This is a genomic window from Arthrobacter sp. J156 (assembly GCF_056172865.1).
On record NZ_CM149650.1, the window covers coordinates 620,328 to 645,103 of the forward strand.

Annotated in this window: 22 protein-coding genes and 1 tRNA gene; 18 read left to right on the top strand and 5 right to left on the bottom strand. The window is 73.1% G+C overall.

Annotation, left to right across the window (positions count from 1 at the left end; translation table 11 throughout):
* Positions 1-79 precede the first annotated feature (79 nt).
* Genes AC0QR5_RS02905 through AC0QR5_RS02915 form a run of 3 tightly spaced genes read left to right on the top strand, consistent with a single transcriptional unit; the run spans position 80 to position 3,620 of the window.
* Positions 80-1,396: an acetyl-CoA C-acetyltransferase gene (locus AC0QR5_RS02905; protein ID WP_329861513.1), complete on the top strand. Its 1,317-nt coding sequence runs from the start codon at positions 80-82 to the stop codon at positions 1,394-1,396.
* Between the two features lie 2 nt (positions 1,397-1,398).
* Entirely contained in the window at positions 1,399-2,730 is a 1,332-nt protein-coding gene (locus tag AC0QR5_RS02910; RefSeq protein WP_329861512.1) for a 3-oxoacyl-ACP reductase, read from the top strand.
* A complete protein-coding gene (locus tag AC0QR5_RS02915) occupies positions 2,727-3,620 on the top strand; it encodes a MaoC family dehydratase (protein ID WP_329861510.1) in 894 nt (297 codons plus the stop codon). Before AC0QR5_RS02910 ends, AC0QR5_RS02915 begins: the two co-directional genes overlap by 4 nt.
* Here AC0QR5_RS02915 and AC0QR5_RS02920 read toward each other — a convergent pair.
* A complete protein-coding gene (locus AC0QR5_RS02920) occupies positions 3,617-4,879 on the bottom strand; it encodes a glycosyltransferase (protein ID WP_329861508.1) in 1,263 nt (420 codons plus the stop codon). The two genes, AC0QR5_RS02915 and AC0QR5_RS02920, sit on opposite strands and share 4 nt — an antisense overlap.
* A 153-nt stretch (positions 4,880-5,032) precedes the next feature.
* Here AC0QR5_RS02920 and AC0QR5_RS02925 point away from each other — a divergent pair, with 153 nt between their 5' ends.
* Complete coding sequence (locus tag AC0QR5_RS02925) at positions 5,033-6,253, top strand: glycosyltransferase family 4 protein (RefSeq protein ID WP_329861507.1); 1,221 nt, start codon at positions 5,033-5,035, stop codon at positions 6,251-6,253.
* 43 nt (positions 6,254-6,296) lie between these two features.
* On the opposite strand, the gene AC0QR5_RS02930 is transcribed toward AC0QR5_RS02925, so the two are convergent.
* Positions 6,297-8,129 carry a peptidoglycan DD-metalloendopeptidase family protein gene (locus AC0QR5_RS02930; RefSeq protein ID WP_329861505.1) on the bottom strand — a complete coding sequence of 611 codons (1,833 nt, stop codon included), beginning with the start codon at positions 8,127-8,129 and terminating at the stop codon, positions 6,297-6,299.
* Between the two features lie 384 nt (positions 8,130-8,513).
* Positions 8,514-8,598, bottom strand: a tRNA-Leu gene (locus tag AC0QR5_RS02935).
* A 160-nt stretch (positions 8,599-8,758) separates the two neighbouring features.
* On the opposite strand from AC0QR5_RS02935, the gene AC0QR5_RS02940 reads away from it, so the two are divergent.
* Entirely contained in the window at positions 8,759-10,087 is a 1,329-nt protein-coding gene (locus tag AC0QR5_RS02940; RefSeq protein ID WP_329861503.1) for a M20/M25/M40 family metallo-hydrolase, read from the top strand.
* A 44-nt stretch (positions 10,088-10,131) separates the two neighbouring features.
* On the top strand, positions 10,132-11,307 hold the full coding sequence (locus tag AC0QR5_RS02945) for an acyl-CoA dehydrogenase family protein (protein ID WP_329861502.1): 1,176 nt from the start codon (positions 10,132-10,134) through the stop codon (positions 11,305-11,307).
* Positions 11,308-11,325: 18 nt separating this feature from the next.
* Here AC0QR5_RS02945 and AC0QR5_RS02950 read toward each other — a convergent pair whose 3' ends face one another.
* Complete coding sequence (locus AC0QR5_RS02950) at positions 11,326-11,565, bottom strand: DUF5703 family protein (protein ID WP_329861501.1); 240 nt, start codon at positions 11,563-11,565, stop codon at positions 11,326-11,328.
* Positions 11,566-11,606: 41 nt separating this feature from the next.
* Between AC0QR5_RS02950 and AC0QR5_RS02955 the strand changes: the two genes are divergently transcribed.
* The 3 genes from AC0QR5_RS02955 to mshC are packed head-to-tail and all read left to right on the top strand — an operon-like array spanning position 11,607 to position 14,049.
* Positions 11,607-11,861, top strand: a complete 255-nt coding sequence (locus tag AC0QR5_RS02955) for a hypothetical protein (RefSeq protein ID WP_329861499.1) — start codon at positions 11,607-11,609, stop codon at positions 11,859-11,861.
* A 58-nt stretch (positions 11,862-11,919) separates the two neighbouring features.
* Entirely contained in the window at positions 11,920-12,753 is an 834-nt protein-coding gene (locus AC0QR5_RS02960) for an undecaprenyl-diphosphate phosphatase (protein ID WP_329861497.1), read from the top strand.
* A gap of 45 nt (positions 12,754-12,798) precedes the next feature.
* Positions 12,799-14,049 (top strand): cysteine--1-D-myo-inosityl 2-amino-2-deoxy-alpha-D-glucopyranoside ligase, encoded by a 1,251-nt coding sequence (gene mshC / locus AC0QR5_RS02965; RefSeq protein WP_430632729.1) that lies wholly within the window; start codon positions 12,799-12,801, stop codon positions 14,047-14,049.
* 7 nt (positions 14,050-14,056) lie between these two features.
* Here mshC and AC0QR5_RS02970 read toward each other — a convergent pair whose 3' ends face one another.
* Positions 14,057-14,941 (bottom strand): PAC2 family protein, encoded by an 885-nt coding sequence (locus tag AC0QR5_RS02970; protein ID WP_329861518.1) that lies wholly within the window; start codon positions 14,939-14,941, stop codon positions 14,057-14,059.
* An 89-nt stretch (positions 14,942-15,030) separates the two neighbouring features.
* On the opposite strand from AC0QR5_RS02970, the gene AC0QR5_RS02975 reads away from it, so the two are divergent.
* From AC0QR5_RS02975 to pafA, 9 genes are all read left to right on the top strand, one after another.
* The gene (locus AC0QR5_RS02975; protein ID WP_329861494.1) at positions 15,031-15,783 is read left to right on the top strand and encodes an HAD family hydrolase; all 753 of its coding nucleotides are present in this window, start codon (positions 15,031-15,033) and stop codon (positions 15,781-15,783) included.
* Positions 15,780-16,904: a site-2 protease family protein gene (locus AC0QR5_RS02980; RefSeq protein ID WP_329861493.1), complete on the top strand. Its 1,125-nt coding sequence runs from the start codon at positions 15,780-15,782 to the stop codon at positions 16,902-16,904. Before AC0QR5_RS02975 ends, AC0QR5_RS02980 begins: the two co-directional genes overlap by 4 nt.
* Before the next feature lie 59 nt (positions 16,905-16,963).
* Positions 16,964-18,076 carry a tRNA (adenine-N1)-methyltransferase gene (locus AC0QR5_RS02985; RefSeq protein ID WP_329861492.1) on the top strand — a complete coding sequence of 371 codons (1,113 nt, stop codon included), beginning with the start codon at positions 16,964-16,966 and terminating at the stop codon, positions 18,074-18,076.
* A gap of 123 nt (positions 18,077-18,199) precedes the next feature.
* Positions 18,200-19,978, top strand: coding sequence for a proteasome ATPase (gene arc / locus AC0QR5_RS02990; RefSeq protein ID WP_329861490.1), 1,779 nt, complete (start codon positions 18,200-18,202; stop codon positions 19,976-19,978).
* Positions 19,975-21,591: a depupylase/deamidase Dop gene (gene dop / locus AC0QR5_RS02995; protein WP_329861489.1), complete on the top strand. Its 1,617-nt coding sequence runs from the start codon at positions 19,975-19,977 to the stop codon at positions 21,589-21,591. Before arc ends, dop begins: the two co-directional genes overlap by 4 nt.
* Positions 21,592-21,685: 94 nt before the next feature.
* Positions 21,686-21,880, top strand: coding sequence for a ubiquitin-like protein Pup (locus tag AC0QR5_RS03000; RefSeq protein ID WP_329861488.1), 195 nt, complete (start codon positions 21,686-21,688; stop codon positions 21,878-21,880).
* Positions 21,856-22,665, top strand: a complete 810-nt coding sequence (gene prcB / locus AC0QR5_RS03005; RefSeq protein ID WP_329861516.1) for a proteasome subunit beta — start codon at positions 21,856-21,858, stop codon at positions 22,663-22,665. Before AC0QR5_RS03000 ends, prcB begins: the two co-directional genes overlap by 25 nt.
* A complete protein-coding gene (gene prcA / locus AC0QR5_RS03010; RefSeq protein ID WP_329861487.1) occupies positions 22,665-23,414 on the top strand; it encodes a proteasome subunit alpha in 750 nt (249 codons plus the stop codon). Before prcB ends, prcA begins: the two co-directional genes overlap by 1 nt.
* The gene (pafA, locus tag AC0QR5_RS03015; protein WP_329861485.1) at positions 23,404-24,765 is read left to right on the top strand and encodes a Pup--protein ligase; all 1,362 of its coding nucleotides are present in this window, start codon (positions 23,404-23,406) and stop codon (positions 24,763-24,765) included. The genes prcA and pafA overlap by 11 nt, the downstream gene beginning before the upstream one ends.
* Positions 24,766-24,776: the final 11 nt, after the last annotated feature.

Consider the following 24,776-nt stretch of genomic DNA (forward strand, 5'->3'; position numbering starts at 1 on the left):
CGGTAACCCTCGTCACACCGGCCGCGAGAAAGCACCTCCGGCCGCGGCGGGACCCCGCAGCGACTCCCAAGGAGACACCATGGCCGAAAAGCCCACGTCCGCAGCGCGAGCGGAAGCCGTGCGCCCCGCCGTCGTCATCGGCGGCAACCGGATCCCGTTCGCCCGCTCCAACGGCGCCTACTCCCAGGCGTCCAACCAGGACATGCTCACCGCTGCGCTCGACGGCCTCGTGGCACGGTTCGGCCTGCAGGGCCACCGCCTCGGTGCCGTCGCCGGCGGCGCCGTCCTCAAGCACTCACGGGACTTCAACCTGGTCCGCGAATCCGTCCTCGGCACCGCGCTCGCCCCCGAGACGCCCGCCTACGACGTCCAGATGGCCTGCGCCACGGGTCTGGAGGCCATCGGCTCGCTCGCGAACAAGATCAAGCTCGGGCAGATCGAGTCGGCCATCGGCGGGGGAGTGGACACGACCTCCGACGCGCCGATCGCCGTGAGCGAGGGCCTGCGGGCCGTGCTGCTCGAGCTCTCCCGCGCCAGGACCCTGCCGCAGCGCCTCGCCGCGGCCGCGAAGCTGCGTCCCCGCGACCTCGCCCCCGATGCGCCCGGAACCGGGGAACCGCGCACGGGCCTGTCGATGGGAGACCACCAGGCCCTGACGACGGCGGCGTGGGGGATCACGCGCGAGGCCCAGGACGAGCTGGCGCTCGCGAGCCACCGTAACCTCGCCGCCGCCTACGACCGCCACTTCTTCGACGACCTGGTCACCGAGTTCCGCGGTGTCACCCGGGACACCAACTTGCGCCCCGACACGACGCTCGAGAAGCTCGCCTCGCTCAAGCCCGCGTTCGGACGCGAGCTGGGCGAGCGCGCCACCATGACGGCGGGCAACTCGACGCCGCTGACCGACGGGGCCTCGGCCGTCCTCCTCGGCTCCGAGGACTTCGCGCGCGAGAACGACCTGCCGATGCTGGCGGACTTCGTCGACTTCGAAGCCGCGTCCGTCGACTTCGCGCACGGCAAGGAGGGCCTGCTCATGGCCCCCGCCTATGCCGTGCCGCGGCTGCTCGAGCGCAACGGCCTGACGCTGCAGGACTTCGACTTCTACGAGATCCACGAGGCCTTCGCCGGCACGGTGCTCAGCACGCTGGCGGCCTGGGAGGACCCGGACTTCTGCCGCAACAAGCTCGGCCTCGACGCCCCGCTCGGTTCGATCGACCGCTCCCGGCTCAACGTCAACGGCTCCTCGCTCGCCGCGGGGCACCCGTTCGCCGCAACGGGCGGACGGATCGTCGCCACCCTGGCCAAGATGCTCCACGAGAAGGGCTCGGGCCGCGGCCTGATCTCCGTCTGCGCGGCCGGCGGGCAGGGCGTCGTCGCGATCCTGGAGGCGCGCTGATCATGGCCGACGCGTACCTCAAGCTCGTCAACACCGGACTGACCCAGCAGCTCTCGAAGGCCCTGGGACTGCCCCGGCCGTCCATCCTGCGCCGCTACGACCCGGCCGCGCCGCTCGTCCCGGGGCCCGTCCTGCTGCTCGGCGGCGGGGCCTCCGCCGCCGCGCTGTCCGGGGTCCTGCTCGGCTGGGGGCTCGACGTCAGGCGCCACGCCGGAGGCCCCGGCACGGCCGGCGCCGTCGTCCTCGCCCTCGACGACGTGCGCGCGCCCCGCGACCTCGCCGAGGTGGCGCTGGAGACGGGGGAGGCCCTGCGCCAGCTGGCCCCCGGAGGCCGCGTCGTCTCCGTCTCGCGCCCGTCCGGGCCCGAGCTGGATCCGGCCGAGGCCGCGGCCCGGCAGGGCGTGGACGGCTTCGTGCGCTCGATCGGGCGCGAGCTGCGCGGCGGGGCGACCGCCAACGGGATCCTGCTCGGGGAGGGCATCGACGCCGGCGCCCCCTCGGCCGTCGCGGCGCTGCGCTTCCTGCTCTCCGGACGCAGCGCGTACGTCGACGGCCAGTTCCTCGCCATCGAGACCGGACGGGGCGCGCTGCCACAGGACTGGGACCGCCCGCTCGCCGGCAAGACCGCCGTCGTCACGGGCGCCGCGCGCGGCATCGGCGCGGCGATCGCCCGGACCCTGCACCGCGACGGCGCCCGCGTCGTCGTCGTGGACGTCCCCGCCGCGGGGGGAGCGCTCGCGGCCGTCGCGAACGAGGTCGGCGGCACGGCGCTGCAACTGGACATCACCCGGCCCGACGCCGGCGCGCTGATCCTCGAGCACGCCCGCGCCCGCCACGGTGGGCTCGACATCGTCGTGCACAACGCCGGCATCACGCGGGACAAGCTCCTGGCCAACATGGACGCTGCCCGCTGGAACTCCGTCATCGCCGTCAACATCGAATCGCAGCTCGCCATGAACGAGGCGTTCCTCGCCGCCGGAATCGACGGACTGCGGATCGTCTCGCTCGCCTCCACGAGCGGCATCGCCGGCAACCGCGGCCAGAGCAACTACGCCGCGTCGAAGGGCGGGGTCATCGGCATGGTGTCGGCGACGGCCCGCAGCATGGGCGCCGGCGGCATCAACGCTGTGGCGCCCGGCTTCATCGAGACCGACATGACGGCGAAGATCCCCGTCGCGACCCGCACCGTGGCGCGCATGCTCATGCCCTCGCTCATGCAGGGCGGGCTGCCGCTCGACGTCGCCGAGGCCATCGCCTTCCTCGCCTCCGACGCCGCCGGCGGGATCAACGGGCAGACGCTGCGGGTCTGCGGGCAGTCCCTGGTGGGCCGATGAGCCGCCGGATCGTCCAGCTGGACGCGGCGCCCTCGCTCCCGTCGCTCTACGCCGCCGCGGCCGGCGGGCACCTCGCCCGCCTGGCCGGGCGCGGGCGGGAGACGCCGGGAGCCTTGCCGGAAACCGAGCACCGCGTGGCCGGCGTGCGCGCCGACCCCGCCCGCGTCGTGGCCTACCAGCGGCTCATGGGCGACACGGTCCGGGACACGCTCCCCTCCGTATTCGTCCACGGGCTCGCGTTCCCCGTCGCCATGGGGCTCATGGCCGAGCGCTCGTTCCCGTTGCCGCTCCTGGGCATGGTGCACCTGGCCAACCGGGTGGATCACGCCCGGCCCCTGGCCGTGTCCGGGCCGCTCGAGGTCCGCGCGTGGGCGGAGGAGCTGGCGCCGCACCACGCCGGTACGCGGGTCGACCTGGTCAGCGAGGTGCACAACGGCGACGGCCCGGCGTGGCGCGGCACCTCCACCTACCTGGCCAAGGGGGTGTGGGCCGGCGAACGTCCGGAGCGGCCCGCGCGGGACGACGCCGGGGTCGCGGCGCCCGCGCGGACCGGCGCCTGGCGCCTCGGTCCGGGAACGGGACGGGACTACGCCGCGGTGCTCGGCGACTACAACCCGATCCACCTCTCGGCGGCGAGCGCGAGGGCCCTCGGCCTGAAGCGGCAGATCGCCCACGGCATGTATCTCGCAGGGAGGGCGTTGGCCTCGACGGCCCCCGTCGAGGGCGGCTACCGCTGGGAGATCACCTTCGAGGCACCCGTCTTCCTGCCCGGGACCGTGCAGTTCGCGGCCCGGCCGGACGGCGGCCGGACCGGGTTCAGTGGCTGGGACGGCCGCACGGGGCGCCGGCATTTCCGCGGATCCGTGGAACCGACGGTCGCCGGCGCCTAGCCGGGGACCGGGACGGCGAGGGCGTTGCGGTAGCTGTGCAGCGCGGCCGCGGCGGTGCGCTCCCAGCTGAAGCCCGCCGCGTGCCGCGCCGCCTCCGCGCCCCACGCGTCCAGCCGCCCGGGCGCGTCGACCAGCGCCTCGAGGGCCGACGCCCAGAGGACCGGATCCAGCCCGGGCACCAGTACCCCCGTTGCACCATCGCGGACCGTATGGGCCAGCCCTCCGACGTCGTTCGCGATGACGGGGGTCCCGCACGCCTGCGCCTCCATGGCCACGAGCCCGAACGACTCGCTGTAGGACGGCACGGCCACGAGGTCGGCTCCCGCGAACCACCGGGCCAGGTGCGCCGGGGGCACGGGATCCAGGATCCGGACCGCCAGGTGCGGCGCCTCGTCGGCGATGACCTGCCGGAGGTCGAGCTCCTTGGCTCCGCTGTGCGCCCCGATCAGGGCCAGTTCGACGCCGAGCTCCGGGCGCCGGCGGTGCAGTTCGGCGATCGCGTGGACCAGGATGTGCGGGCCCTTCAGCTTCTGGACCCGGCCCGCGAAGAGCAGCCGCAGTGGCCGGTCAACGCCGGCCACGCCGCGGGACGGACCGGGCAGGCCCTCCCAGAGCGGCTCGGCGCCGGGATGGAAGATCCCGAGGTCGACCCCGGGAGGGACCACGTCGATCCGCCCCGCGTCGGCGGCGAGGTCGCCCACGAGCTCCGCGACCTCGGCCGGGGTGTTGGCCGTGAGCCGGGCGGCCTCCGCGGCGAGGCGCGCCTCGGCGGCGAGGCGGACGTCCGGCTCCTCGGCCCCGGCCTGGTGACGCTTCTTGACCGCTCCCATCGTGTGCATCGTGTGCACGAGCGGCACGTTCCAGTCGGCGGCCAGCCGCAGCCCCGCCACGCCCGACATCCAGTAGTGGCTGTGGATCAATTCGTAGCGGCCCGCACAGCAGTCGTTGATCGCCGCGACGAGCTGGGGCAGGTGCTCCGGCAGGCGTTCCTTGGACAACGGCCCGCGCGGACCGGCGGCGACGTGGCGGACGCGCACCCCGTCGCCCAGGTCGGTCGTGGACGGTCCGTCGACGGCCCGCGTGAAGACGTCGACCTCGATTCCGGTGCGCGCCAGAGCCGAGGCCAGCTGGCGCACGTAGACGTTCATCCCGCCCGCGTCGCCCGCCCCCGGCTGGGCCAGGGGAGAGGTGTGCAGGGAGAGCATGGCCATCCGCCGGGGGGCATCGAGGGCCCCGGAGGCGTTGGTGCGTGCGGGCATCGTCCATCCTTAGGCGCCGCCCACCATGGGCCGATCGCGTCAGCAGCAGGCTATCCCCGCCGCCGGGGCGCCCGCCACCCGGTGTCCGGCCGGCCAGGACTCCGGGCCGTGCCGCCGGGGCGGTCGGCGCCCGGCGTGGCCTAGGCTGGAGGCATGCGTGTGGCCCTGATGTGCGACTACTCCCTGGAGTACCTCGGAGGAGCCCAGACGGCCTTCCTGCAGCAGGCGCGGGTCCTCGCCGATGCGGGCCACGAGGTGACCGTGATCGCCCCGAGGCCGCGCGGCCCGGTCCCGGCGCTCGAGGACCACCCGCGGATCGACATGGAACCGGTCGACTTCTCGCTGACCCTGCCCGCCGTGGGGCTGCCCCTGATCCGCACCTCGGCGGGGCTGCAGCGCCGGCTCGCTTCCGTCCTGCGCCGCCGCGGGGTCGAGGTCCTGCATTGCCACTCGGAGTTCGGCCTGGTCCGCGCCGGCTTCCGCGCGGCGCGACGTTCCGGGATCCCCGTGGTGTTGACCGTGCATACCTTCTTCTGGCAGGCCCTCATGCCGCTCCAGCCCGTTGCCGCGGCGTTGCTGCGCGGGTTCTACCGCTGGCTGACCAACGGGGGGATCACGCGGGCCAGCCTGGGCGAACGGCCCGTGGACGCGGCGCTGCGCAACATGACGCTGACGACGGCGCGGCTCGCCGACGCGGTCGTCTCCCCGTCCGCGCACCAGGCCCGCCACTTGCGCGCGGCCGGGCTCGTGGACGTCGTCGTGGTGCCCAACACCTTCCGGATCGACGCGGAACCCGTGCCGCTGCCGGGCCGCGGCCCGACGGATCCGCTGCGCCTGGCCTGGATCGGCCGCTGCGTGGCCGAGAAGCGTCTGCTTCCGTTCCTCGAGGCGGTCTCCCGGGCCTCCCGGCGCCTCGGTCCGGGCCGGCTCCAGGTCTCGGTCATCGGCGACGGGCTGCAGCTGGCCGAGGCGAAGGCCGCGGCGCGGGGCCTCGAGGGCGTCGAGTTCCTCGGGCGGGTGGACAACGCGACGGTGCGGGGGCTCGTCTCGCGGGCGCACCTCACGTGCCTGAGCTCGTTCGGCTTCGACAACCAGCCGATGACCGTCGTCGAATCCGTCCTCTTGGGCCGGGGCGTGTTCTACGTCGATCCCGAGCTGCGGGAGGGGCTGGCCACGTGCGGATACATGGCGCCCGCACCGGACATCGACTCGATGGCGGACGCCCTCGTGGAGCTCGCCGAGGATCCCGCCATCGCCGAGAAGCTCTCACGCGCCGCGGGCGGCGCGGCGGAGTTGTTCCTGCCCGCGTCGTTCGAGGCGTCCTCGCGCCGGCTCTACGAGCGCCTTCTCGCCCACGGGGGCCCGGCGGACTGACCAGTCACCGCCTGACGCGCCACCTGGAGGCCCTGGCCGGCCGTCAGGTCTGCGAGTCGGCCGCGAGGCAGCTTTCATTCTCCTTGGCCGCGTCCTCGGCTCCGGAGGCGGAGCGCTCCGCCACGTGGACATCGTCGGTCCCCTCTGGACAGACACCGTCTCCTCCGGCAGCGCGGCCGTGCGACGGGCGCTGAGCCTCCGGTGTGGCCGTGCCCGGACGCGGGGCCGATTCGGTCCCGGCCCTTGCCGCCGTGGATCCGACGGCGGTGGCCGCCGGTTCCTGCGTGACCGCCCGGGAGGGCGTGGCCATCTGCTTCGCTGCGGCCTGGGACGTGGTCGTGCTCTGGGCCGTGGCGGCGGGCCGCGGAGCGTCCTGCGGCGTCCGTGCGGACGACGGCCCGGGCGCTGCGGTCGTCGGAGCTGCGGAGGCCGGTGTCGGGTTGACCGGCGGGGGATCCGCGACGGCCGGGTCCTCGTCCGCGTCCCGGTCGCCCGGTCCGCCGTCCGTGGACGCCGCGTCGCCGTCCGCCGGATCGCCCTCGGAGTGCCCGGTGCCGGATTCCGCGGGGTCCGTGCCTGCGCCCGGTCCATCACCGGATCCATCGCCCGGTCCGTCCGACGGGTCGGGGGCCGAGGGACCGTCACCGGCCGGGTCCCCGGGACCGGGAGACGGCGGCGTGGCCTCCTCGCCGTCGGGTCCTCCCGGCGTGTCATCCTCCGGATCGCCGTGTCCCGGCGTGGGCTCCGGCGCTTCGGGTGCGGCCGTGGGCGTCGGAACCGGCGTGGGGTCCGGACCGGACGGTCCGGTCTCCGTGGGCAGTGGTTCAGGTGCCGGTGCGGGCGTCGTCGGCACGGGCGTCGGGACCGGTGTCCCCGGGGTCGGCGAGGGGACCGGCGTCGGCGCCGCGGGGCCGGTGGGTGTAGGAGGGGCCGAGGGGGCCGGCTCCGGTTGCGGTGCCGCTGTGGGCGAGGGCTTCACGGCGGTGCCCGGTGGAGCCGACGGAGGGCCGGACGCGGTCGACGACGGTTCAGCCGGCGCGGCGGGGCGCGACGGGGCGGGCGCGGGTGACGCGACCGTCGACGGGCGCGGCGCGCCCGCCTGGAGGTAGTTCGCGCCCGGCGTCGTGGACGGGGTCTTCGCGTCCCGGACGCGGACGAGCTCACGCGGGGTCATCGGCGCGGGCTGGCCCGGGATCCGCGGCAGGTAGAGGGCGGGATTGGTCCAGTGCCCGTTGACGTAGACCTCGAAGTGCAGGTGGCAGCCGGTGGAGTTCCCGGTGGTCCCGGAGAGCGCCAGCAGGGCGCCCTGTTCCACGGTGTCGCCGACCTGGGCGATGAGCAGCGAATTGTGGCTGTAGGCCGTCTCGATCCCGTGGCCGTGGTCGATCCGGATGCGCTGGCCCGAGTGCCCGGCCCACGCCGATTGGACGACTCTGCCGGCCTCCGCGGCCCTTACGGGGGTGCCGCAGGCGATCGCGTAGTCCTGTCCGATGTGGATGTGGTGTCCGGGGCCCGTCGGATTCTTCCTCCAGCCGAAGGGGCTCGTGATGCGCAGCACGGAGACGGGGTGGGCGAGCTTGAGCCCGCCGGGCAGGCCCGAATCGGCCCCCGTGAGGTCCAGCCGGTGCGTCGAACGGAGGATGCTCTGCCCGTCGGTCGCCGTTCCGTCGGGCTGCACCTCGAGCCCTGACGGCCGCTCCCAGGGTGCCGTGACCGGCGTCGTACCCGCCTCGGGCGCGGGCCAGAAGGCGTCCTGGCTGAAGGAGGCGTCCTGGTCCTGCAGACCGGGCACGCTGACCGGCTGGGCCAGCTGTTCTCTGGCCCAGGGCAGATCGGAACCGGTCCGGACGTCGCTGGTCCGGAGCGGCAGGGCCACTCCGGCCCCCGGCGCGGTACCGGCAACCAAGGCGGCGGCCGCTGCCGCGGCGATCCAACGCCACGAAGCGGACGCCCGGCGGGTTCCCCAAGAACTCCGCCTTCGTCCGTGCGTCTTCATCTGTTCCCCTCAACCACCGGAGGGCCACCCCAATTCAACGGCCTTCCGGACAGACAGCTACGTAGGCAACACCGTACTCCCGATCGGCGCGGGCGACTAGGGTTCCGCGGGGTGCCGATGCGCTCCCGCGGAGGACAAGGACGCAGGCTTGTGGCGAAGGGTTCAAGGTCAGGGGCTTGTGACCGCGGACGGAAGCTTCGCAGGCGCCGGCGGGGCGGCGCGCCAGGGCATGAAAAAAGCCCCGGAAATCCGGGGCTCATTTCGTGCGCGGAGGGGGACTTGAACCCCCACCCACTATACGTGGACTAGCACCTCAAGCTAGCGCGTCTGCCTATTCCGCCACCCGCGCAGGTGAAGATCTCCGCCGATCCGGTGACTCTCTCAAGTCCCGCACCGGCGAAAGCAGCGAGTAAGACTCTAGCACGCAGTTCGCGCAGTTCCCAATTCGGCCCCCGCCACCTCCGACTGGCTAGGCTGGGAGGCACCAGCGGCAGGCGGAAGGGACAGCCATGACTCAGCACGTAGACCCCACGGACGCGGCCCGGATCGCGGAGGACGAGGTCCTGCGCATCTGCAGGGACCTCATCCGGTTCGACACCTCGAACTTCGGGGGCAACGACTGCCGGGGGGAGCGCGGGGCGGCCGAATACGTCGCGGGACTCCTGGACGAGGGCGGGCTCTCGCCCGAGATCTACGAGTCCTCTCCCGGGCGGGCGAGCGTCGTGGCACGCATGGAAGGCAGCGACCCGTCCCTGCCGGCGCTCGTTGTCCACGGCCACCTCGACGTCGTCCCCGCGCTCAAGGAGGACTGGAGCGTCGACCCGTTCGCCGCGGAGGTCAAGGACGGACTGGTCTGGGGCCGGGGCGCCGTCGACATGAAGGACATGGACGCCATGATCCTCGCGGTGCAGCGCCGCATGCAGCGCGAGGGAACCCGGCCGCGGCGGGACATCGTCTTCGCGTTCTTCGCCGACGAGGAAGCCGGCGGCGAATACGGCGCCCACTGGATGGTGGACCACCACCCCGGGGTCTTCGAAGGCGCCACCGAGGCGATCAGCGAGGTCGGCGGCTTCTCGTCGACGATCGGCGGACAGCGGGCCTACTTCCTGCAGACCGCGGAGAAGGGCATCGCCTGGCTCCGCCTGGCGGCGGCCGGCCGCGCCGGCCACGGATCCCAGATCAACACCGACAACGCGGTGACGCGCCTCGCCGAGGCCGTCGCCGCCGTCGGACGCCACGAGTGGCCCAGCGAATACACCAAGACGACCCGCGCGTTCCTCGAGGCCGTGTCCGACATCACAGGCGTCGAATTCGACGAGGCAAACCCCGAGGCCCTCCTCGACCAGCTCGGCACCGTCGCGCGCTTCGTGGGAGCGACGCTGCGGAACACCTCCAACCCGACCGTCCTCAAGGCCGGCTACAAGCACAACGTCATCCCGGGCTCCGCCGAGGCGCTCATCGACTGCCGGACGCTGCCCGGTCGCGACGAGTACGTCATGGAGACGCTGCGCGGCCTCGTCGGCGAGGGGATCGACATCAGCACGGTCACCTCGGACATCGCCCTCGAAGTGCCCTTCTCCGGCTCCCTCGTCGACTCCATGGTGGACTCGCTCGGGGCGGAGGACCCGGGCGCGGTCGTGCTGCCCTACATGCTCTCGGGCGGCACCGACAACAAGTCACTCGCGCGCCTGGGCATCACCGGCTACGGATTCGCGCCCCTGCGCCTGCCCGACGACCTCGACTTCACCGGCATGTTCCACGGCGTCGACGAGCGGGTCCCCGTGGACGCGCTGCACTTCGGCACGCGCGTGCTGCACCGCCTCCTGAGCACCTACTGATCCGGCGCGCTGCCGGAGAAGACACGAGAGAAACGGAGCCCGCAGTGGCCGATGTCAGCCAGGTCCTCGACGCGTCGCTGCTGGAGCGCATCCGCGGACGCGCCGCCGGGTACGACGCCGGGAACCGCTTCTGCGCGGAGGACCTCCGGGAGCTCCAGGAGGCCGGATACCTCAAGGCCATGCTCCCGGAGCGGCTCGGCGGGCGGGACTGGGGGCTGGAGACGACGGCGGCGGCGCAGCGGCTCCTGGCCGCCCATGCCCCGGCGACCGCCCTGGCCGTGAACATGCACCTGGTCTGGACCGGGATCGCGCGGCTCCTCGCGGCGCGGGGAGACCACCGGCTCGACGCCGTCGGCGAATGGGCCGCCGCCGGGGAGGTCCTGGCCTTCGGCATCTCGGAGGCCGGCAACGACTCCGTCCTCTTCGATTCCACGACCGTCGCCGAGGAGGTCCGGGACGAGGGCGGCGACGCCGTCTACTTCACGGGCACCAAGATCTTCACCTCCCTCTCCCCGGCCTGGACCAGGCTCGGGGTCTTCGGCCGCCTCGAACGCGAGGGCGCCGAGCCCGAGCTCCTCCACGGCTTCGTGGAGCGCGACGACCCCGGCGTGTCCATCGTCCCGACGTGGGACGCCCTGGGCATGCGGGCCACCCAATCGCACACGACGCGCCTGGACCGGGCCCGCGTCCCCGTCGAGGGCATCCACAGCCGGCTGCCCGCGGCGCCCAACGACGATCCGCTCGTGTTCGGCATCTTCGCGTCGTTCCTGACGCTGGTTTCCGCCGTCTACGCGGGGATCGCCGACCGCGGCATGCAGCTCGCCGCCGAACTGCCCGCGGCGCGCACCTCGAACGCCGCCGGTGGCCGCGGGCTGGACCAGGACCCCGACGTGCGCTGGCAGGTCGCCGATGCCGGTCTGGCCGTGCTCGCCCTCGATCCGCAACTCCGGCTGACGGCCCGCGAGCTGGACGACGGCGTCGACCACGGAGCGCAGTGGTTCCCCCGGCTCGTCGCCCTGCGGACCCACGCCACGGAGACCGCCCGCCGGACGGTCGACCTCGCGCTTCGGGTGGCCGGCGGCCGCGGGTACTTCAGGGGAGGCGAGCTCGAGCGCCTCTACCGCGACGTCCTGGCCGGTCTGTACCACCCGTCCGATGCCGGATCGGCCCACCGCACCGTCGCCGCCTGGCTGCTCGGGCCCGTCGAGCCGGCCGGGTAGGCGGGGAGCCGCGGGCGCTCAGGCCGGGGGCAGCGTCCGCTCGACGCGCATGACCTTCCGGCGCAGCCAGAAGCGCCGCATCCCACCGAAGTAGCTGCTGCTGCGCTTGAGCTCCCACTTGCCGTACTCGGCGTAGTCCACGAGCGACTGGCGGGCGTCGGAGAGGGACTGGCCCGGCTGCACGGTCACGACGAGGTACTCGAACGGTTCCCGGGGGTCGCGTACGAGCTGGGCGGTCGGCGTCGGAAGTTTCCTCATGTCCTGTCCATTGTGCAGGGTTTGCGGGTAACGTCTAGTCCATGAGCACGGATCCGCGCGTAGCGCTGCAGGCCCTCGTCGCCGCCCTGGAGGAGCACCTCTCGGCCGTGTCTTCGCGGCGCGGGGAAGCGGACCCCGCCGTCGAGGCGGCCTTCTTCTCCATCGCCGACGCCTTCGAGGGCTACGAGGACGCGCTCTACGACGCGTACGGCGAGGTCACGCCGCTCGACCTCTACGAGGACGACGAGGAGTCGGCCGACGGCGACGCCGGGGAGCTGGACGACCTCCGGGCATGACATGGCTCACGGCTGCTGGAATCGGTGCCGTGGCGGCGGGTGAAGTAGTGTCTCACCTGTGAATTGGTTCGAAGCTCTCTTCCTTGGCCTGGTGCAGGGCCTCACCGAATTCCTCCCCATTTCCTCCAGCGCCCACTTGCGCATCGTCGGGGAACTCCTGCCCAACGCCTCCGACCCTGGGGCGACCTTCACGGCCATCACGCAGCTGGGCACCGAGGCGGCCGTGATCGTGTTCTTCTGGCGCGACATCGTCCGGATCATCAAGGCCTGGGCGGCTTCGCTCGTCGGACGGGTCCCACGCAACGATCCCGACGCCCGCATGGGGTGGCTGATCATCCTCGGCAGCATCCCGATCGCCGTCCTCGGCCTGCTCTTCGAGGAGCAGATCGACTCCACGTTCCGCAGCCTGTGGATCGTCGCGACGACGCTGATCGTGTTCGGCTTGATCCTGGCCGTCGCCGATACCTTCGGCCGCCAGCAGCGCTCTCTCGACCAGCTCACCTACAAGCACGGCATCCTCTACGGCCTGGCCCAGGCTATGGCCCTGATCCCCGGGGTCTCCCGCTCCGGCGGAACGATCACCGGCGGCCTCCTGCTCGGCTACACCCGCGAGGCGGCCACGAGGTACTCCTTCCTCCTGGCGATCCCCGCGGTCATGGCCTCGGGCTTCTACAAGCTCTACAAGGCCCTCACGGACGAGGCGGCCAATGGCCCCTACGGAATCCCCGAGACGCTCGCGGCGACCGGCGTGGCGTTCATCGTCGGATACATCATCGTCGGCTGGCTGCTCAAGTACATCTCCACGCACAACTACCGCCTGTTCGTCTGGTACCGCGTCCTCCTGGGCCTGGGGCTCTACGTCCTCCTCGGCCTCCAGGTCATCCAGCCGTAGGGAAGCGGCAGCGGCCGCCCCACCAAACCGTTGAAAGGAGCCCCCATGCACGCATGGAAGGCACCCCACCTGCCGGCGCTGGCGCCGTCGGGGCACACCCTCCGGATCCACGACTCGCGGACCGGCGCCCTCGAGACGCCGCGCCAGGGTGCCGAGGCCGGGCTCTACGTCTGCGGCATCACGCCCTACGACGCCACGCACCTGGGACACGCCGCGACCTACGTCGCGTTCGACCTGCTGCACCGCTTCTGGCGCTCAGAGGGGATCGACGTCCACTACGTCCAGAACGTGACCGACGTCGACGACCCGCTCCTCGAGCGCGCGACCGCGACCGGGGTCGACTGGCGGGAACTCGCCGCCGAGCAGACCGAGCTGTTCAGGACCGACATGGAGGCCCTCTCCGTCCTGCCGCCCCGGCACTACGTCGGCGCCGTCGAGTCGGTCGAGTGGATCGTCCCGGTCGTCGAGCGGATGCTCGCCGCGGGACTGGCCTACCGCGTCCCCGGCAGCGGGGGCGAGCCCGACGGCGACGTGTACTTCGACGCGCAGGCCGCGGCGAACGGGGCCTGGTCCCCGGGATCCGTGAGCGGCTACACGCGCGGCCTGCGCGAGGAGTACTTCGCCGCGCGCGGCGGCGACCCGGGACGGGACGGCAAGCGCGACGCGCTCGACCCGCTGCTCTGGCGCGTCGAGCGCGACGGCGAGCCCGCGTGGGACGGCGCCGGCCTCGGACGCGGCCGGCCCGGCTGGCACATCGAGTGCTCCGTCATCGCCCGCCGCTTCCTGCCCGCGCCCTTCACCGTCCAGGGCGGCGGATCCGACCTGGTCTTCCCCCACCACGAGTACTCGGCCGGCCACGCGAGCGCCACCGACGGGCGCCCCCTCGCCGAGCACTACGTCCACACGGGCATGGTGGGACTCGACGGCGAGAAGATGAGCAAGTCCAAGGGGAACCTGGTCCTCGTCTCCGTGCTCAGGTCCCGCGGCGCCGACCCGCGCCACGTCCGCGCCGCGATCCTCTCGCAGCACTACCGCAGCGACTGGTCGTGGACCGACGCCATGCTCGAACGGGCCGGGGAACGCGTCCGGAACTGGTCCGCCGCGGCCCGGGCCGCGGGCACCCGGGAGGCGTCCGACGTCGTACACCGCCTGCGTGCGCACCTCGCCGACGACCTCGACGCGCCTGCGTCCCTCGACGTCCTCGACGCGTTCGCCGCCGCCCCCGCCGGGGACGGCTCCGGTGCGGCCGCGCTGCGCGACGCCGTCGACGCCCTGCTGGGGATCCGCCTGGACTGAGGCGGGCTCAGTCGACGGACGGACCCTCGCGGCCGTCGCTGCCCCGGCGCTTGAGGTAGCGCTCGAACTCGCGCGCGATCGACTCGCCGCTCGCCTCGGGCAGCTCGGCGGCGTCCTGGGCCTGCTCGAGCTGCTGCACGTAGGCCGCGATTTCCGGATCGTCTGAGGCGAGCTCGTCCACGCCGCGCTCCCAGGCCTCCGCGTCCTCCGCGAGGGACTCGACCTCGACGTGGATCCGCAGGACGTCCTCGAGCTTGCGCAGCAGGGCCAGGGTGGCCTTGGGCGAGGGGGACTGCCCGACGTAGTGGGGCACCGCGGCCCAGATCGACACCGTTGGCAGGCCCGCCGAGTCGGCCGTCTCGGCGAGGACCCCCAGGATGCCCGTCGGACCCTCGTAGCTCGCCGCCTCGGCCCCGAGCGCCTCACGGAGCCCGGCGTCCTCCGAGGTCATCGTCGCGGGGATGGGCCGCGAATGGGGGACGTCCGCCAGGAGCGCGCCGACGAGGACCACGGCCCTCACGTTCTGCTCCTCCGCGAGGGTCAGCAGCTCCGCCGTGAACGCCTGCCACCGGTAGGTCGGCTCCACCCCGCGCACGATGAGCGCGTCGAGGTCCGCGCCCGGGATCGGCGCGCGGTAGAAACGCGTCGAGGGCCAGTGGATGACCCGCTTGCCGGCGGCGTTGCGGCGGACGGACGGGCGGGAGAACTGGTAGTCGTAGTAGTCGTCCTCCCCGAGCTGGGCGATCTTCTTGGCGCCCCATGCCCGGCACAGGGCCCGCACGGCGTCACTGGCCGCCTCGCCGGCGTCGTTCCAGCCCTCGAAGGCGACGACCATGATCGCGCCCCGTCCGGCGTCGTCCGACCCGGGGGCCGAGGACGCCAGCTCGGTCAGCGATGTGCGCTCCTTGAAATTCTCTGCCACGGTCTCACCCTAACGCCACGCCGGACGGGCGGGGCATCCCGCCCCGGTAGAATTGCCGCATGCCCTCCAACGCCCCCGCCGGGATCCCGAACGCCTTCGACCACGACGCAGGACTCCAAGCCGTCCTGTGGGACATGGACGGCACCATCGTCGACACCGAGCCCTACTGGATCGCGGCCGAACAGCGCCTCGTCGCGGCGCACGGAGGAAGCTGGAGCCACGAGGACGGACTCCGGCTCGTCGGCCAGGCCCTGCCCACGAGCGCCGGCATGCTGCAGGAAGCGGGCGTCGGGCTGGGGATCCGGGAGATCATCGACGAGCTGACCGGCGCCGTCGCGCAGTCCGTGACCGAGCGCGTCCCGTGGCGCCCCGGTGCCCGCGAGCTCCTCGCCGACCTACGGCGCCACGGCGTGCCGTGCGCCCTCGTGACCATGTCCGAGGGGCCGCTGGCCCGGATCGTCGCCGCGGCCCTGCCCGAGGACACCTTCTCCGTCGTCGTCACGGGAGACATGGTCGAGCGCGGCAAGCCGGATCCCGAGCCCTACCTGCGTGCCATGGAGCTCCTCGAAGCCGTGGCCGGCCGGCCCGTCGCGGCCCGCATGGCCGCCCTCGAGGACTCGGCCCCGGGCGTCGCCTCCGCGCACGCGAGCGGCGCCGCGACCGTCGCCGTGCCCCACATCACCGCGCTGCCCGACGGCGGATGGACCGTGTGGGAGACCCTGGCCGGCCGGACGGCCGCCGACCTGGACGCGCTGGTCCGCTCGCGCGCCGCGGGCGCCGCTCCGGGAACGGCTGCGGGGTCCGCCACGTGACGCAGGCCGGCGCGGAACGCCGCGAGGGCATCCCGCTCGGACGCGTCTTCGGCGTGCCCGTCTCCCTCGCCTGGTCCTGGTTCCTCATCGCGGCGTTCATCGTCGTCGTCTTCTCACCCGACGTCGCCCGCGCGCTGCCCGGGATCGGCCCCGGGGCCTACGCCGTGGCGCTCGCCTACGCCGTCCTGCTGCTGCTCTCGATCCTCGTCCACGAGCTCGCCCACGCCCTGAGCGCCCGGGCCTTCGGCTGGCCGGGGGCGCGGATCGTCCTGACGCTGTGGGGCGGGCACACCCAGTTCGGCAGCTTCCACGCGACGCCCGGGAAGTCGCTCGTCGTGGCCCTCGCCGGGCCCGCCGCGAACTTCGTGCTCGCGGGCCTCGGCTATGCCGTCCAGCAGGCCGCGGCCCCGACCGGCGTGGCCGGCCTGCTGCTGTACATCCTGGTCTGGGCCAATTTCCTCGTGGCCGTCTTCAACGTGCTGCCGGGGCTTCCCCTCGACGGCGGGCGACTCGTCGAGTCCGCCGTCTGGCGGGCGACGGGCTCCCAGGAGCGCGGGACCGTGGCCGCCGGGTGGGCCGGCCGGCTGATTGTCGCGGGCCTCGTCGCCTACTTCGTCGTCCTGCCGATCGTCGAGGGGCGTGCGCTCGACCTGCAGTTCACGATCATCTGCATGCTCGTCGGCGGCTTCCTCTGGACCGGCGCGAACCAGGCGATCCGCGATGCCAGGATGCGCGAGCGCCTGCCGCGCGTGAGCGCCGTGGCCCTCATGGAGCCCGCGAGCGCGATCCAGGCCGGGGCGAGCGTCGCGGACGTCGACGAGCGCGTCGCCGCCCGGCCAGGGCACGTCGTCCTCGTCGACGCCGACGGGCGTCCGGAGGCCGTCGTCGACGCCGCCTCGCTCGCGTCGGTGCCGCCTCACCTGCGCAGCACGACGCCGGCCGGCACCGCCGCACGGGCCCTCGCCCCCGGGGCCCTCGTCCGCCGCGACGCCGCGGGCCGGGAGCTCATCTCCCACCTCGCCTCCCTCGACGGCAGCGAGTACGTCGTCCTCGACGACGCCGGAGACATCGTCGGCCTGCTCGTGCAGTCCGCCGTCGTCCGGGCCGTCACCGGACGCTGACCACCCCCGGGCACGCGCCGCCGGATGCCCGCCACGAACCCCACGGAACAGGACCCCCGATGAACGAAGCACCGCAGAATCCCCAGCCCGCGCCCGAGCCCGGGCAGCCCCACGGCACCGCCCGCCGGCGCGGACCGTTCCGGCCCGGCGACCGCGTCCAGCTCACGGACGAGAAGCGGCGGATCAACACCGTCACGCTGACCCCCGGCGGCGCGTTCCACACGCACCGCGGCGTCCTCGAGCACGACGACCTCATCGGCCGTCCCGAGGGCGTTGTGGTCGAGAACACGACGGGCCACCGCTACCAGGCCCTGCGCCCACTCCTGAAGGACTTCGTCCTCTCGATGCCGCGCGGCGCCGCCGTCGTTTACCCCAAGGACGCCGCGCAGATCGTGACGATGGGCGACATCTTCCCCGGGGCCCGCGTCGTCGAGGCCGGCGTCGGCTCGGGCGCGCTGTCCATCTCCCTGCTGCGCGCCGTCGGCGACGCCGGGCGCCTGCACAGCTTCGAGCGGCGCGAGGAGTTCGCCGACGTGGCCCGCGGCAACGTCGAGACGATCTTCGGCGGCCCGCACCCGGCCTGGGACATCACGATCGGAGACTTCCAGGACAAGGTCCTCGAGACCGAGGCCCCCGGCAGCGTCGACCGGGTCGTGCTGGACATGCTCGCGCCCTGGGAGTGCGTCGACGCCGTCGCCACGGTGCTCGCCCCGGGCGGCGTCTGGGTGAACTACGTCGCGACGGTGACCCAGTTGTCCCGGACGGCCGAGGCCATCCGGGCCGACGGCCGCTTCACGGAGCCGGAGGCCTGGGAATCCATGGTGCGCGGCTGGCACCTCGACGGGCTCGCGGTGCGTCCGGACCACCGGATGGTGGCGCACACGGGATTCCTGATGACCGCCCGCCGGCTCGCCGACGGAGCCGCGGGAATCCCCGGGCAGAAGCGGGTGAAGAACACCGAGTTCGCGGCCGAGGACGTCGAGGCCTGGACCAAGGGGCACGACGACGAGGCGTGGTCGGGTGCCGGGCTCGGCGAACGCGGCGTGTCCGACAAGCGGCTGCGCCGCGCGGCCCGCGACGCCGCGTCGATGGTCCAGCGCGGATCCCTGGCCGGCCGTGGTGCCGACGGGGACGCCGATGCCGCGCCGGACGGGGACGGCGCCGACGCCTAGGCCCGCTGCGGGGCGCCGGACCATGACGCCGGCGCGGGAAGGATCCTAGGGGCCGCCGTGGTGCATGGATACGATGGTCCCAAGCCCCACGGCGGGATCCCCAGCGCGAAGGAAGCACCGCACATGCCCACGGACAGCAGCCACCACGATCCCTCCCAGCCGGCCGCGCCGCGCGAGGAGCGGCTCGCGGGCGAGCTCTCGCTGGCCGAACGGCAGCTGAACGTCCTGCGCGAGAAGGCCCGCACCCTGGACCGGCAGCTCGCCGCCGCAGGGCAGAACAACAGCCGCCTCGTGGCGATGCTCGAGCGCACGCGCGAGGAGATCGTCACGCTCAAGTCCGCCCTGGACAAGGACGGGGAGGCGCCCTTCAGCCACGGCACCATCGTGGCCCTCCACGAGAAGGGCCCGGCGCCCGCGGGGACGGCGATCGCCTCGACGCGGGGGCAGGGCGTCGACATCGTCCAGGGCGGGCGCAAGCTGCGCGTCGCCGTGAGTCCGCTCCTGGACTTCACGAAGCTGCAGTTGGGGCAGGAGGTCCTGCTCAACGAGTCCTTGACGGTCGTGGCCGGACTCGGCTTCGAGGCCACGGGTGAGCTCGTGTCCGTCAAGGAGGTCCTCGACGACGGGCGCGTCCTGGCCGTGGGCCGCGCCGACGACCAGCGCGTCGTGCGGCTTGCCGGTCCCGTCTCCGCCGAGAAGGTCCGCGTCGGGGACAGCCTCGCCGTGGACCCGCGCACGGGGCTCGCCATGGAACGCGTCCACCTCTCCGACATGCAGTCGCTCATCCTCGAAGAGGTCCCCGACATCGCCTACGCCGACATCGGGGGCCTGGGCCCGCAGATCGAGCAGATCCGCGACGCCGTCGAACTGCCGTTCCTGCACGCTGACCTCTACCGGGAACATGGGCTCAAGGCCCCCAAGGGCATCCTGCTGTACGGACCCCCGGGCTGCGGCAAGACCCTCATCGCCAAGGCCGTCGCCCACTCCCTCGCCGAGCGCGCGGCCGAGCTGCGGGGGGAGACCTCGGCGCAGAGCCACTTCCTGAACATCAAGGGCCCCGAGCTGCTGGACAAGTACGTGGGCGAGACGGAACGCCACATCCGGCTGATCTTCGCCCGGGCCCGGGAGAAGGCCGCGGGAGGCAACCCCGTCGTCGTCTTCTTCGACGAGATGGACTCCCTCTTCCGCACCCGCGGGACCGGCGTCTCCTCCGACGTCGAGACCACGATCGTGCCCCAGCTGCTGAGCGAGATCGACGGCGTCGAGAAGCTCGACAACGTGATCGTCATCGGCGCCTCCAACCGCGAGGACATGATCGACCCGGCGATCCTGCGGCCGGGCCGCCTCGACGTGAAGATCAAGGTCAAGCGCCCCGACGCCGAGGGCGCGGCGGAGATCTTCGCCAAATACCTCACGACGCGGCTGCCCCTGCACCCGGACGACCTCGCCGAGCACGGAGGAGACCCCGGCGCCACGGTGCGCGAGATGATCCGGCAGACCGTCGAGTCGATGTACTCGACGGGCAAGGAGAACGAATTCCTGGAGGTCACGTACGCGAACGGCGAGACGGAGGTCCTCTACTTCAAGGACTTCAACTCGGGCGCCGTGATCCGCAACGTCGTCGACCGGGCGAAGAAGTCGGCCATCAAGGAGTTCCTGACGACGGGGGAGCGCGGCCTGAGGATCGAGCACCTGCTGCGCGGGGTCGTCGACGAGTTCCACGAGCACGAGGACATGCCGAACACCACGAATCCCGACGACTGGGCGCGGATCTCGGGCAAGAAGGGCGAGCGGATCACCTATATCCGCACCATCGTCCAGGACAAGGGAGGCGACGGGGCCGGGCGGACCCTCGATTCCGACGAGGCCGGTCCCTACGGCAGCACGGGGCAGTACTTGTGACGGTCCACCGCGTCGTCGGCCTCGAGACCGAGTACGGCGTCCTCGCACCGTCCGTCCCCGGCGCGAACGCGACGATCCTCTCCGCCCAGGTCGTCAACGCCTACGCGGCCGGCGTCCGCGAGGCCCGGGGCCGCCTCGCCGGCACGCGCTGGGACTACAGCGACGAGTCGCCCCTGGCCGACGCGCGCGGCTGGCAGCAGCCGCGCCGGACCGCGCACCCCTCGCAGCTCACGGATGCCCCCCGCGAGCTCACCGCCCAGGAGGTGGCCCTGGCCGGGGACGGGGCCCGGGTCGGGCAGACGCTCTACACGGAGGCGGCCGACGACGACGGCGCCGACGCCCACGTCCTCATGAACATGGTCCTCGGCAACGGCGCGCGGCTCTACGTGGACCACGCCCACCCCGAGTACTCCTCGCCCGAGACCACGAACCCGCGGGACGCCGTGCTCTGGGACCAGGCCGGCGATCTCGTGGCGCTCGACGCCGTCCGGCGCATCGCCGCGGCCCCGGGCTTCGCCGAGGTCCTGCTCTACAAGAACAACACCGACAACAAGGGCGCCGGCTACGGGGCCCACGAGAACTACCTCATGCCCCGCTCGGTGCCGTTCGACGACATCGCCGCGGGCCTGCTGCCGTTCCTCGCCTCCCGCCCCGTCGTCTGCGGATCCGGCCGCGTGGGGCGGGGGCTGACCGGGCGGATCCCGGGGTTCCAGATCAGCCAGCGCGCCGACTTCTTCGAGGCCGAGGTCGGCCTCGAGACGACGATCCGCCGCCCGATCGTCAACACGCGCGACGAGCCACACGCCGTCTGGGAGAAGTACCGCAGGCTCCACGTGATCGCCGGCGACGCGAACCTGGGCCAGGTCCCGACCCTCCTGCGCGTCGGCAGCACGTCCCTGGTCCTGTCCCTCATCGAGGCCGGCGCCGCCCCGCGGCTGGACCTGCGGGACCCGGTCGGCGCCGTCCAGTCGTTCAGCCACGACCCCTCGCTGCGCACCACCGCGGAACTGAAGGACGGACGCCGCCTGACGGCCTTGGACCTCCAGGAGGCGTACCTCGAGGCGGCCCGCCGCCACTGCGCCTCCACCGGCGCCGGGGATCCCGCGACGGCCGAGGTCCTCGAACGCTGGACCGCGGTCCTCGACGGGCTGCGCTCCGATCCGGCCCGCGTCGCGCCGCAGGTCGACTGGGTCGCGAAGCTGCGCCTCATGGACCAGTACCGGGAGCGGCACGGCGCGGCCTGGGACGACCCCCGGATCGCGCTCATGGACCTGCAGTGGGCCGATGTCCGCCCGGAGAAGGGGCTGCACCACCGCCTCGCCGAACGCGGCCACATCGAACGGCTCTTCACCCCCGAAGAGGTCCGGGCCGCCGTCGTCGGCCCTCCCGAGGACACGCGCGCCTACTTCCGCGGCCGGGCGCTGACCACGTACCCCGACGACGTCGTCGGCGCCAGCTGGGATGCCGTCACGTTCAGCGTGCCCGGACGCCCCGGCGTCGAGCGCGTGGCCACGCTCGAGCCGCTCCGGGGCACCCGGGCGCTCGTCGGTCCGCTCTTCGAGGCCGGCCTGGAGATCGGCGAGTTCGTCGACCGCCTGCGCGGCCGCTCCTGACGCGGGCCCCGGCCGAGGCCCCCGGCCCGGCCCGGCCGTCCACGTGGCAAGATGGAGGAAGGCGGCGCCGACGCCGCACACGCTAGGAGGAACCATGGCCCAGGAGCACATCAAGCCGCAGCCCACCCGGTCCACGCAGGAGCAGGAGGAGCCGCCCGTCCCCGCGGCCGCCCCCCAGGCCCAGGCGCAGACACAGGGCACGGACGACCTCCTTGACGAGATCGACTCGGTCCTCGAGCAGAACGCGGAGGAGTTTGTCCGCGGATTCGTCCAAAAGGGCGGCCAGTAGCAGTGGAGGTACCGGCCGGTCCGTCGTTCTTCGAGCACCTCGCCCGCGAGCGCCCCGAGCTCCTGCCGGGCCAGCGCACCGGGACGGTGCCCGAGGCGGCCGTGCCGCACGCAACGACGATCGTGGCCCTCGCCCACGACGGCGGCGTCGTTATGGCCGGCGACCGGCGCGCGACGATCGGCAACGTCATCGCCAGCCGCCACATGGAGAAGGTCTACGCCGCGGACCACTTCTCGGTCCTTGGGATCGCCGGGTCCGCCGGCATCGCCATGGACATCGCGCGGTTGTTCCAGGTGGAGCTCGAGCACTACGAGAAGATCGAGGGGACCCTGCTGAGCCTGGACGGCAAGGCCAACCGCCTCGCCGCCATGATCCGCGCCAACCTCGCCCACGCGCTGCAGGGGATGTCCGTCGTTCCGCTCTTCGCCGGCTACGACCCGCGGCGGAACCGGGGCCGGATCTTCTCCTTCGACATCACCGGCGGGCGCTACGAGGAGCTCGAGCACCACGCGATCGGTTCCGGATCCGTGTTCGCGCGGGGGGCCCTGAAGAAGCTCTGGCGTCCCGGCCTCGACGCCGACGAGGCCGTGGACACCGCGGTGCAGGCCCTCTTCGACGCGGCCGACGACGATTCCTCGACCGGCGGGCCCGATCTGATCCGCCGCCTCTGGCCGGTCGTCTACACGGTCGACGCGCGAGGCGCGGCGCGCGTGCCCGGGGAACGCCTCGCCGCCGCCGCGGAGGCCGTCTCCGCACGCCGGGCCGCGGACGGACGGGAGGCCTGATGCCGGCGCAGTTCTACGTCTCGCCCGAGCAGCTCATGAAGGACCGGGCCGACTTCGCCCGGAAGGGCATCGCCCGGGGACGCTCCGTCGTCGTCGCGAGCTGCAGCGACGGGATCGCGCTCGTCGCCGAGAACCCCTCGTCCTCGTTGCGCAAGATCGGCGAGATCTACGACCGGATCGCGTTCGCCGCCGTCGGCCGGTACAACGAGTTCGAGTCCCTGCGCCAGGTCGGCGTGCGCTACGCCGATACGCGCGGCTATTCCTACGACCGGGAGGACGTCACGGCGCGCGGCCTCGCCAGTGCCTATGCGCAGAGCCTGGGTGCCGCCTTCATGGAGGACGCGAAGCCGTTCGAGGTCGAGCTCGCCGTGGCGGAGATCGGCGCCGAGCCGTCGGCGGACCACTTGTTCAGGATCCGCTTCGACGGATCCATCTCCGACGAGTCGGGGTTCGTGGTCATGGGCGGCGATGCCGAGGTCGTCGGGGAGGCGATGGGCGCCGCGTGGGCCGGGCCGGGCCCGGACGACGGCGGATACGCCGGGGCAGTCCGGGCCGCCGCCGCGTCCCTGCCCGGGGTCGCGGCCGGGACGCCGGGTCCGCGCATGCTCGAGGTCGCCGTCCTCGACCGCGACCCCCTCGCCCTGCGGGGCAAGCGGCGGGCCTTCCGCCGGCTGGACACCGGGGAACTGGGGCGGCTGCTGGCCGCCGGACCGCCGCGGCGGGGAGACGGAGGCCATGATGGACCGTAGGATCTTCGGCATCGAGACGGAGTACGGGATCGCCTACTCCGCCCCGGGCGGGCGGCCGCTGACGCCCGAGGAGGTCGCGCGCTACCTCTTCCGCAAGGTCGTGGCCTGGGGGCGCAGCTCCAACGTCTTCCTCACGAACGGCTCCCGCCTCTACCTCGACGTCGGCTCCCACCCCGAGTACGCGACCGCGGAGTGTGACGACCTGGCCCAGCTCATCGCACACGACCGCGCGGGCGAGGCGATCCTCCAGGACCTCGCCGTGAGCGCCGAGGAGAAGATGCGCCAGGACGGCTTCGACGGATCCGTCTACCTGTTCAAGAACAACACCGACTCGGCGGGGAACTCGTACGGCTGCCACGAGAACTACCTCATCCCGCGGCGGCTCGAGTTCGCCCGTCTCGCCGAGGTCCTCATCCCGTTCCTCGTGACCCGGCAGCTCTTCGCCGGCGCCGGCAAGGTCCTCTCCGTCGACGGCTCGCACCGCTTCGCGTTCTCACAGCGCGCGGACCACGTCTGGGAGGGCGTCTCCTCGGCGACGACGCGCTCGCGGCCCATCATCAATACGCGCGACGAGCCGCACGCCGACGCGCAGCACTACCGCCGGCTGCACGTCATCGTGGGGGATTCGAACATGTCCGAGACCACGCAGCTCGTGAAGGTCGGCGCGACGGACCTGATGCTGCGGATGATCGAGGCGGGGACGCCGATGGAGGACTTCCGCCTCGAGAACCCCATCCGCAGCATCCGCGAGGTCTCGCACGACCTGACGGGGACCACCCCCGTGAGGCTCGCCGACGGCCGGACCCTGTCCGCCCTGGACCTGCAGCGGACCTTCCACGCCAAGGTCACGGCCTTCCTCGAAGCCCACGGCGCCCACACGCCCCACGTGCCCCGGGTGATGGAGCTCTGGGGGCGGGCGCTCGACGCCGTCGAGCGGCAGGACCCCACGCTCGTCGACACGGAGATCGACTGGGCCGTGAAGCACCGGCTCATTTCCGGCTACCGCTCCCGGCACGGGCTGGAGCTTGATTCGCCGCGCGTCGCCCAACTCGACCTGACCTACCACGACATCGCGCCGGGGCGCGGGCTGTTCAACCTGCTGCGGGAGCGCGGGCGGGCCGCGACCGTCGTCGACGCCGCCGCCGTGGAGGCGGCCCGCTCCACGCCGCCGCAGACGACCCGCGCCAAGCTCCGCGGCGACTTCGTGCGCGCCGCGAAGGACGCGGGCCGGGACTTCACGGTGGACTGGGTCCACTTGAAGATCAACGACTTCGCGGGCCAGACGGTGCTGTGCAAGGACCCGTTCGCGGCCGTGGACGAACGCGTCGACGAACTGATGTCCCGGCTCTGAGCGCGCCCCGC

Coding starts and splice junctions, on each gene's coding strand:
- prcA (WP_329861487.1), top strand. CDS start 22,665: ATGCCGGCGCAGTTCTACGTCTCGCCCGAGCAGCTCATGAAGGACCGG.
- AC0QR5_RS02985 (WP_329861492.1), top strand. CDS start 16,964: ATGAACGAAGCACCGCAGAATCCCCAGCCCGCGCCCGAGCCCGGGCAG.
- AC0QR5_RS03000 (WP_329861488.1), top strand. CDS start 21,686: ATGGCCCAGGAGCACATCAAGCCGCAGCCCACCCGGTCCACGCAGGAG.
- AC0QR5_RS02925 (WP_329861507.1), top strand. CDS start 5,033: ATGCGTGTGGCCCTGATGTGCGACTACTCCCTGGAGTACCTCGGAGGA.
- AC0QR5_RS02910 (WP_329861512.1), top strand. CDS start 1,399: ATGGCCGACGCGTACCTCAAGCTCGTCAACACCGGACTGACCCAGCAG.
- pafA (WP_329861485.1), top strand. CDS start 23,404: ATGGACCGTAGGATCTTCGGCATCGAGACGGAGTACGGGATCGCCTAC.
- AC0QR5_RS02940 (WP_329861503.1), top strand. CDS start 8,759: ATGACTCAGCACGTAGACCCCACGGACGCGGCCCGGATCGCGGAGGAC.
- AC0QR5_RS02955 (WP_329861499.1), top strand. CDS start 11,607: ATGAGCACGGATCCGCGCGTAGCGCTGCAGGCCCTCGTCGCCGCCCTG.
- AC0QR5_RS02975 (WP_329861494.1), top strand. CDS start 15,031: ATGCCCTCCAACGCCCCCGCCGGGATCCCGAACGCCTTCGACCACGAC.
- AC0QR5_RS02950 (WP_329861501.1), bottom strand. CDS start 11,565: ATGAGGAAACTTCCGACGCCGACCGCCCAGCTCGTACGCGACCCCCGG.
- AC0QR5_RS02905 (WP_329861513.1), top strand. CDS start 80: ATGGCCGAAAAGCCCACGTCCGCAGCGCGAGCGGAAGCCGTGCGCCCC.
- mshC (WP_430632729.1), top strand. CDS start 12,799: ATGCACGCATGGAAGGCACCCCACCTGCCGGCGCTGGCGCCGTCGGGG.
- AC0QR5_RS02915 (WP_329861510.1), top strand. CDS start 2,727: ATGAGCCGCCGGATCGTCCAGCTGGACGCGGCGCCCTCGCTCCCGTCG.
- arc (WP_329861490.1), top strand. CDS start 18,200: ATGCCCACGGACAGCAGCCACCACGATCCCTCCCAGCCGGCCGCGCCG.
- AC0QR5_RS02920 (WP_329861508.1), bottom strand. CDS start 4,879: ATGCCCGCACGCACCAACGCCTCCGGGGCCCTCGATGCCCCCCGGCGG.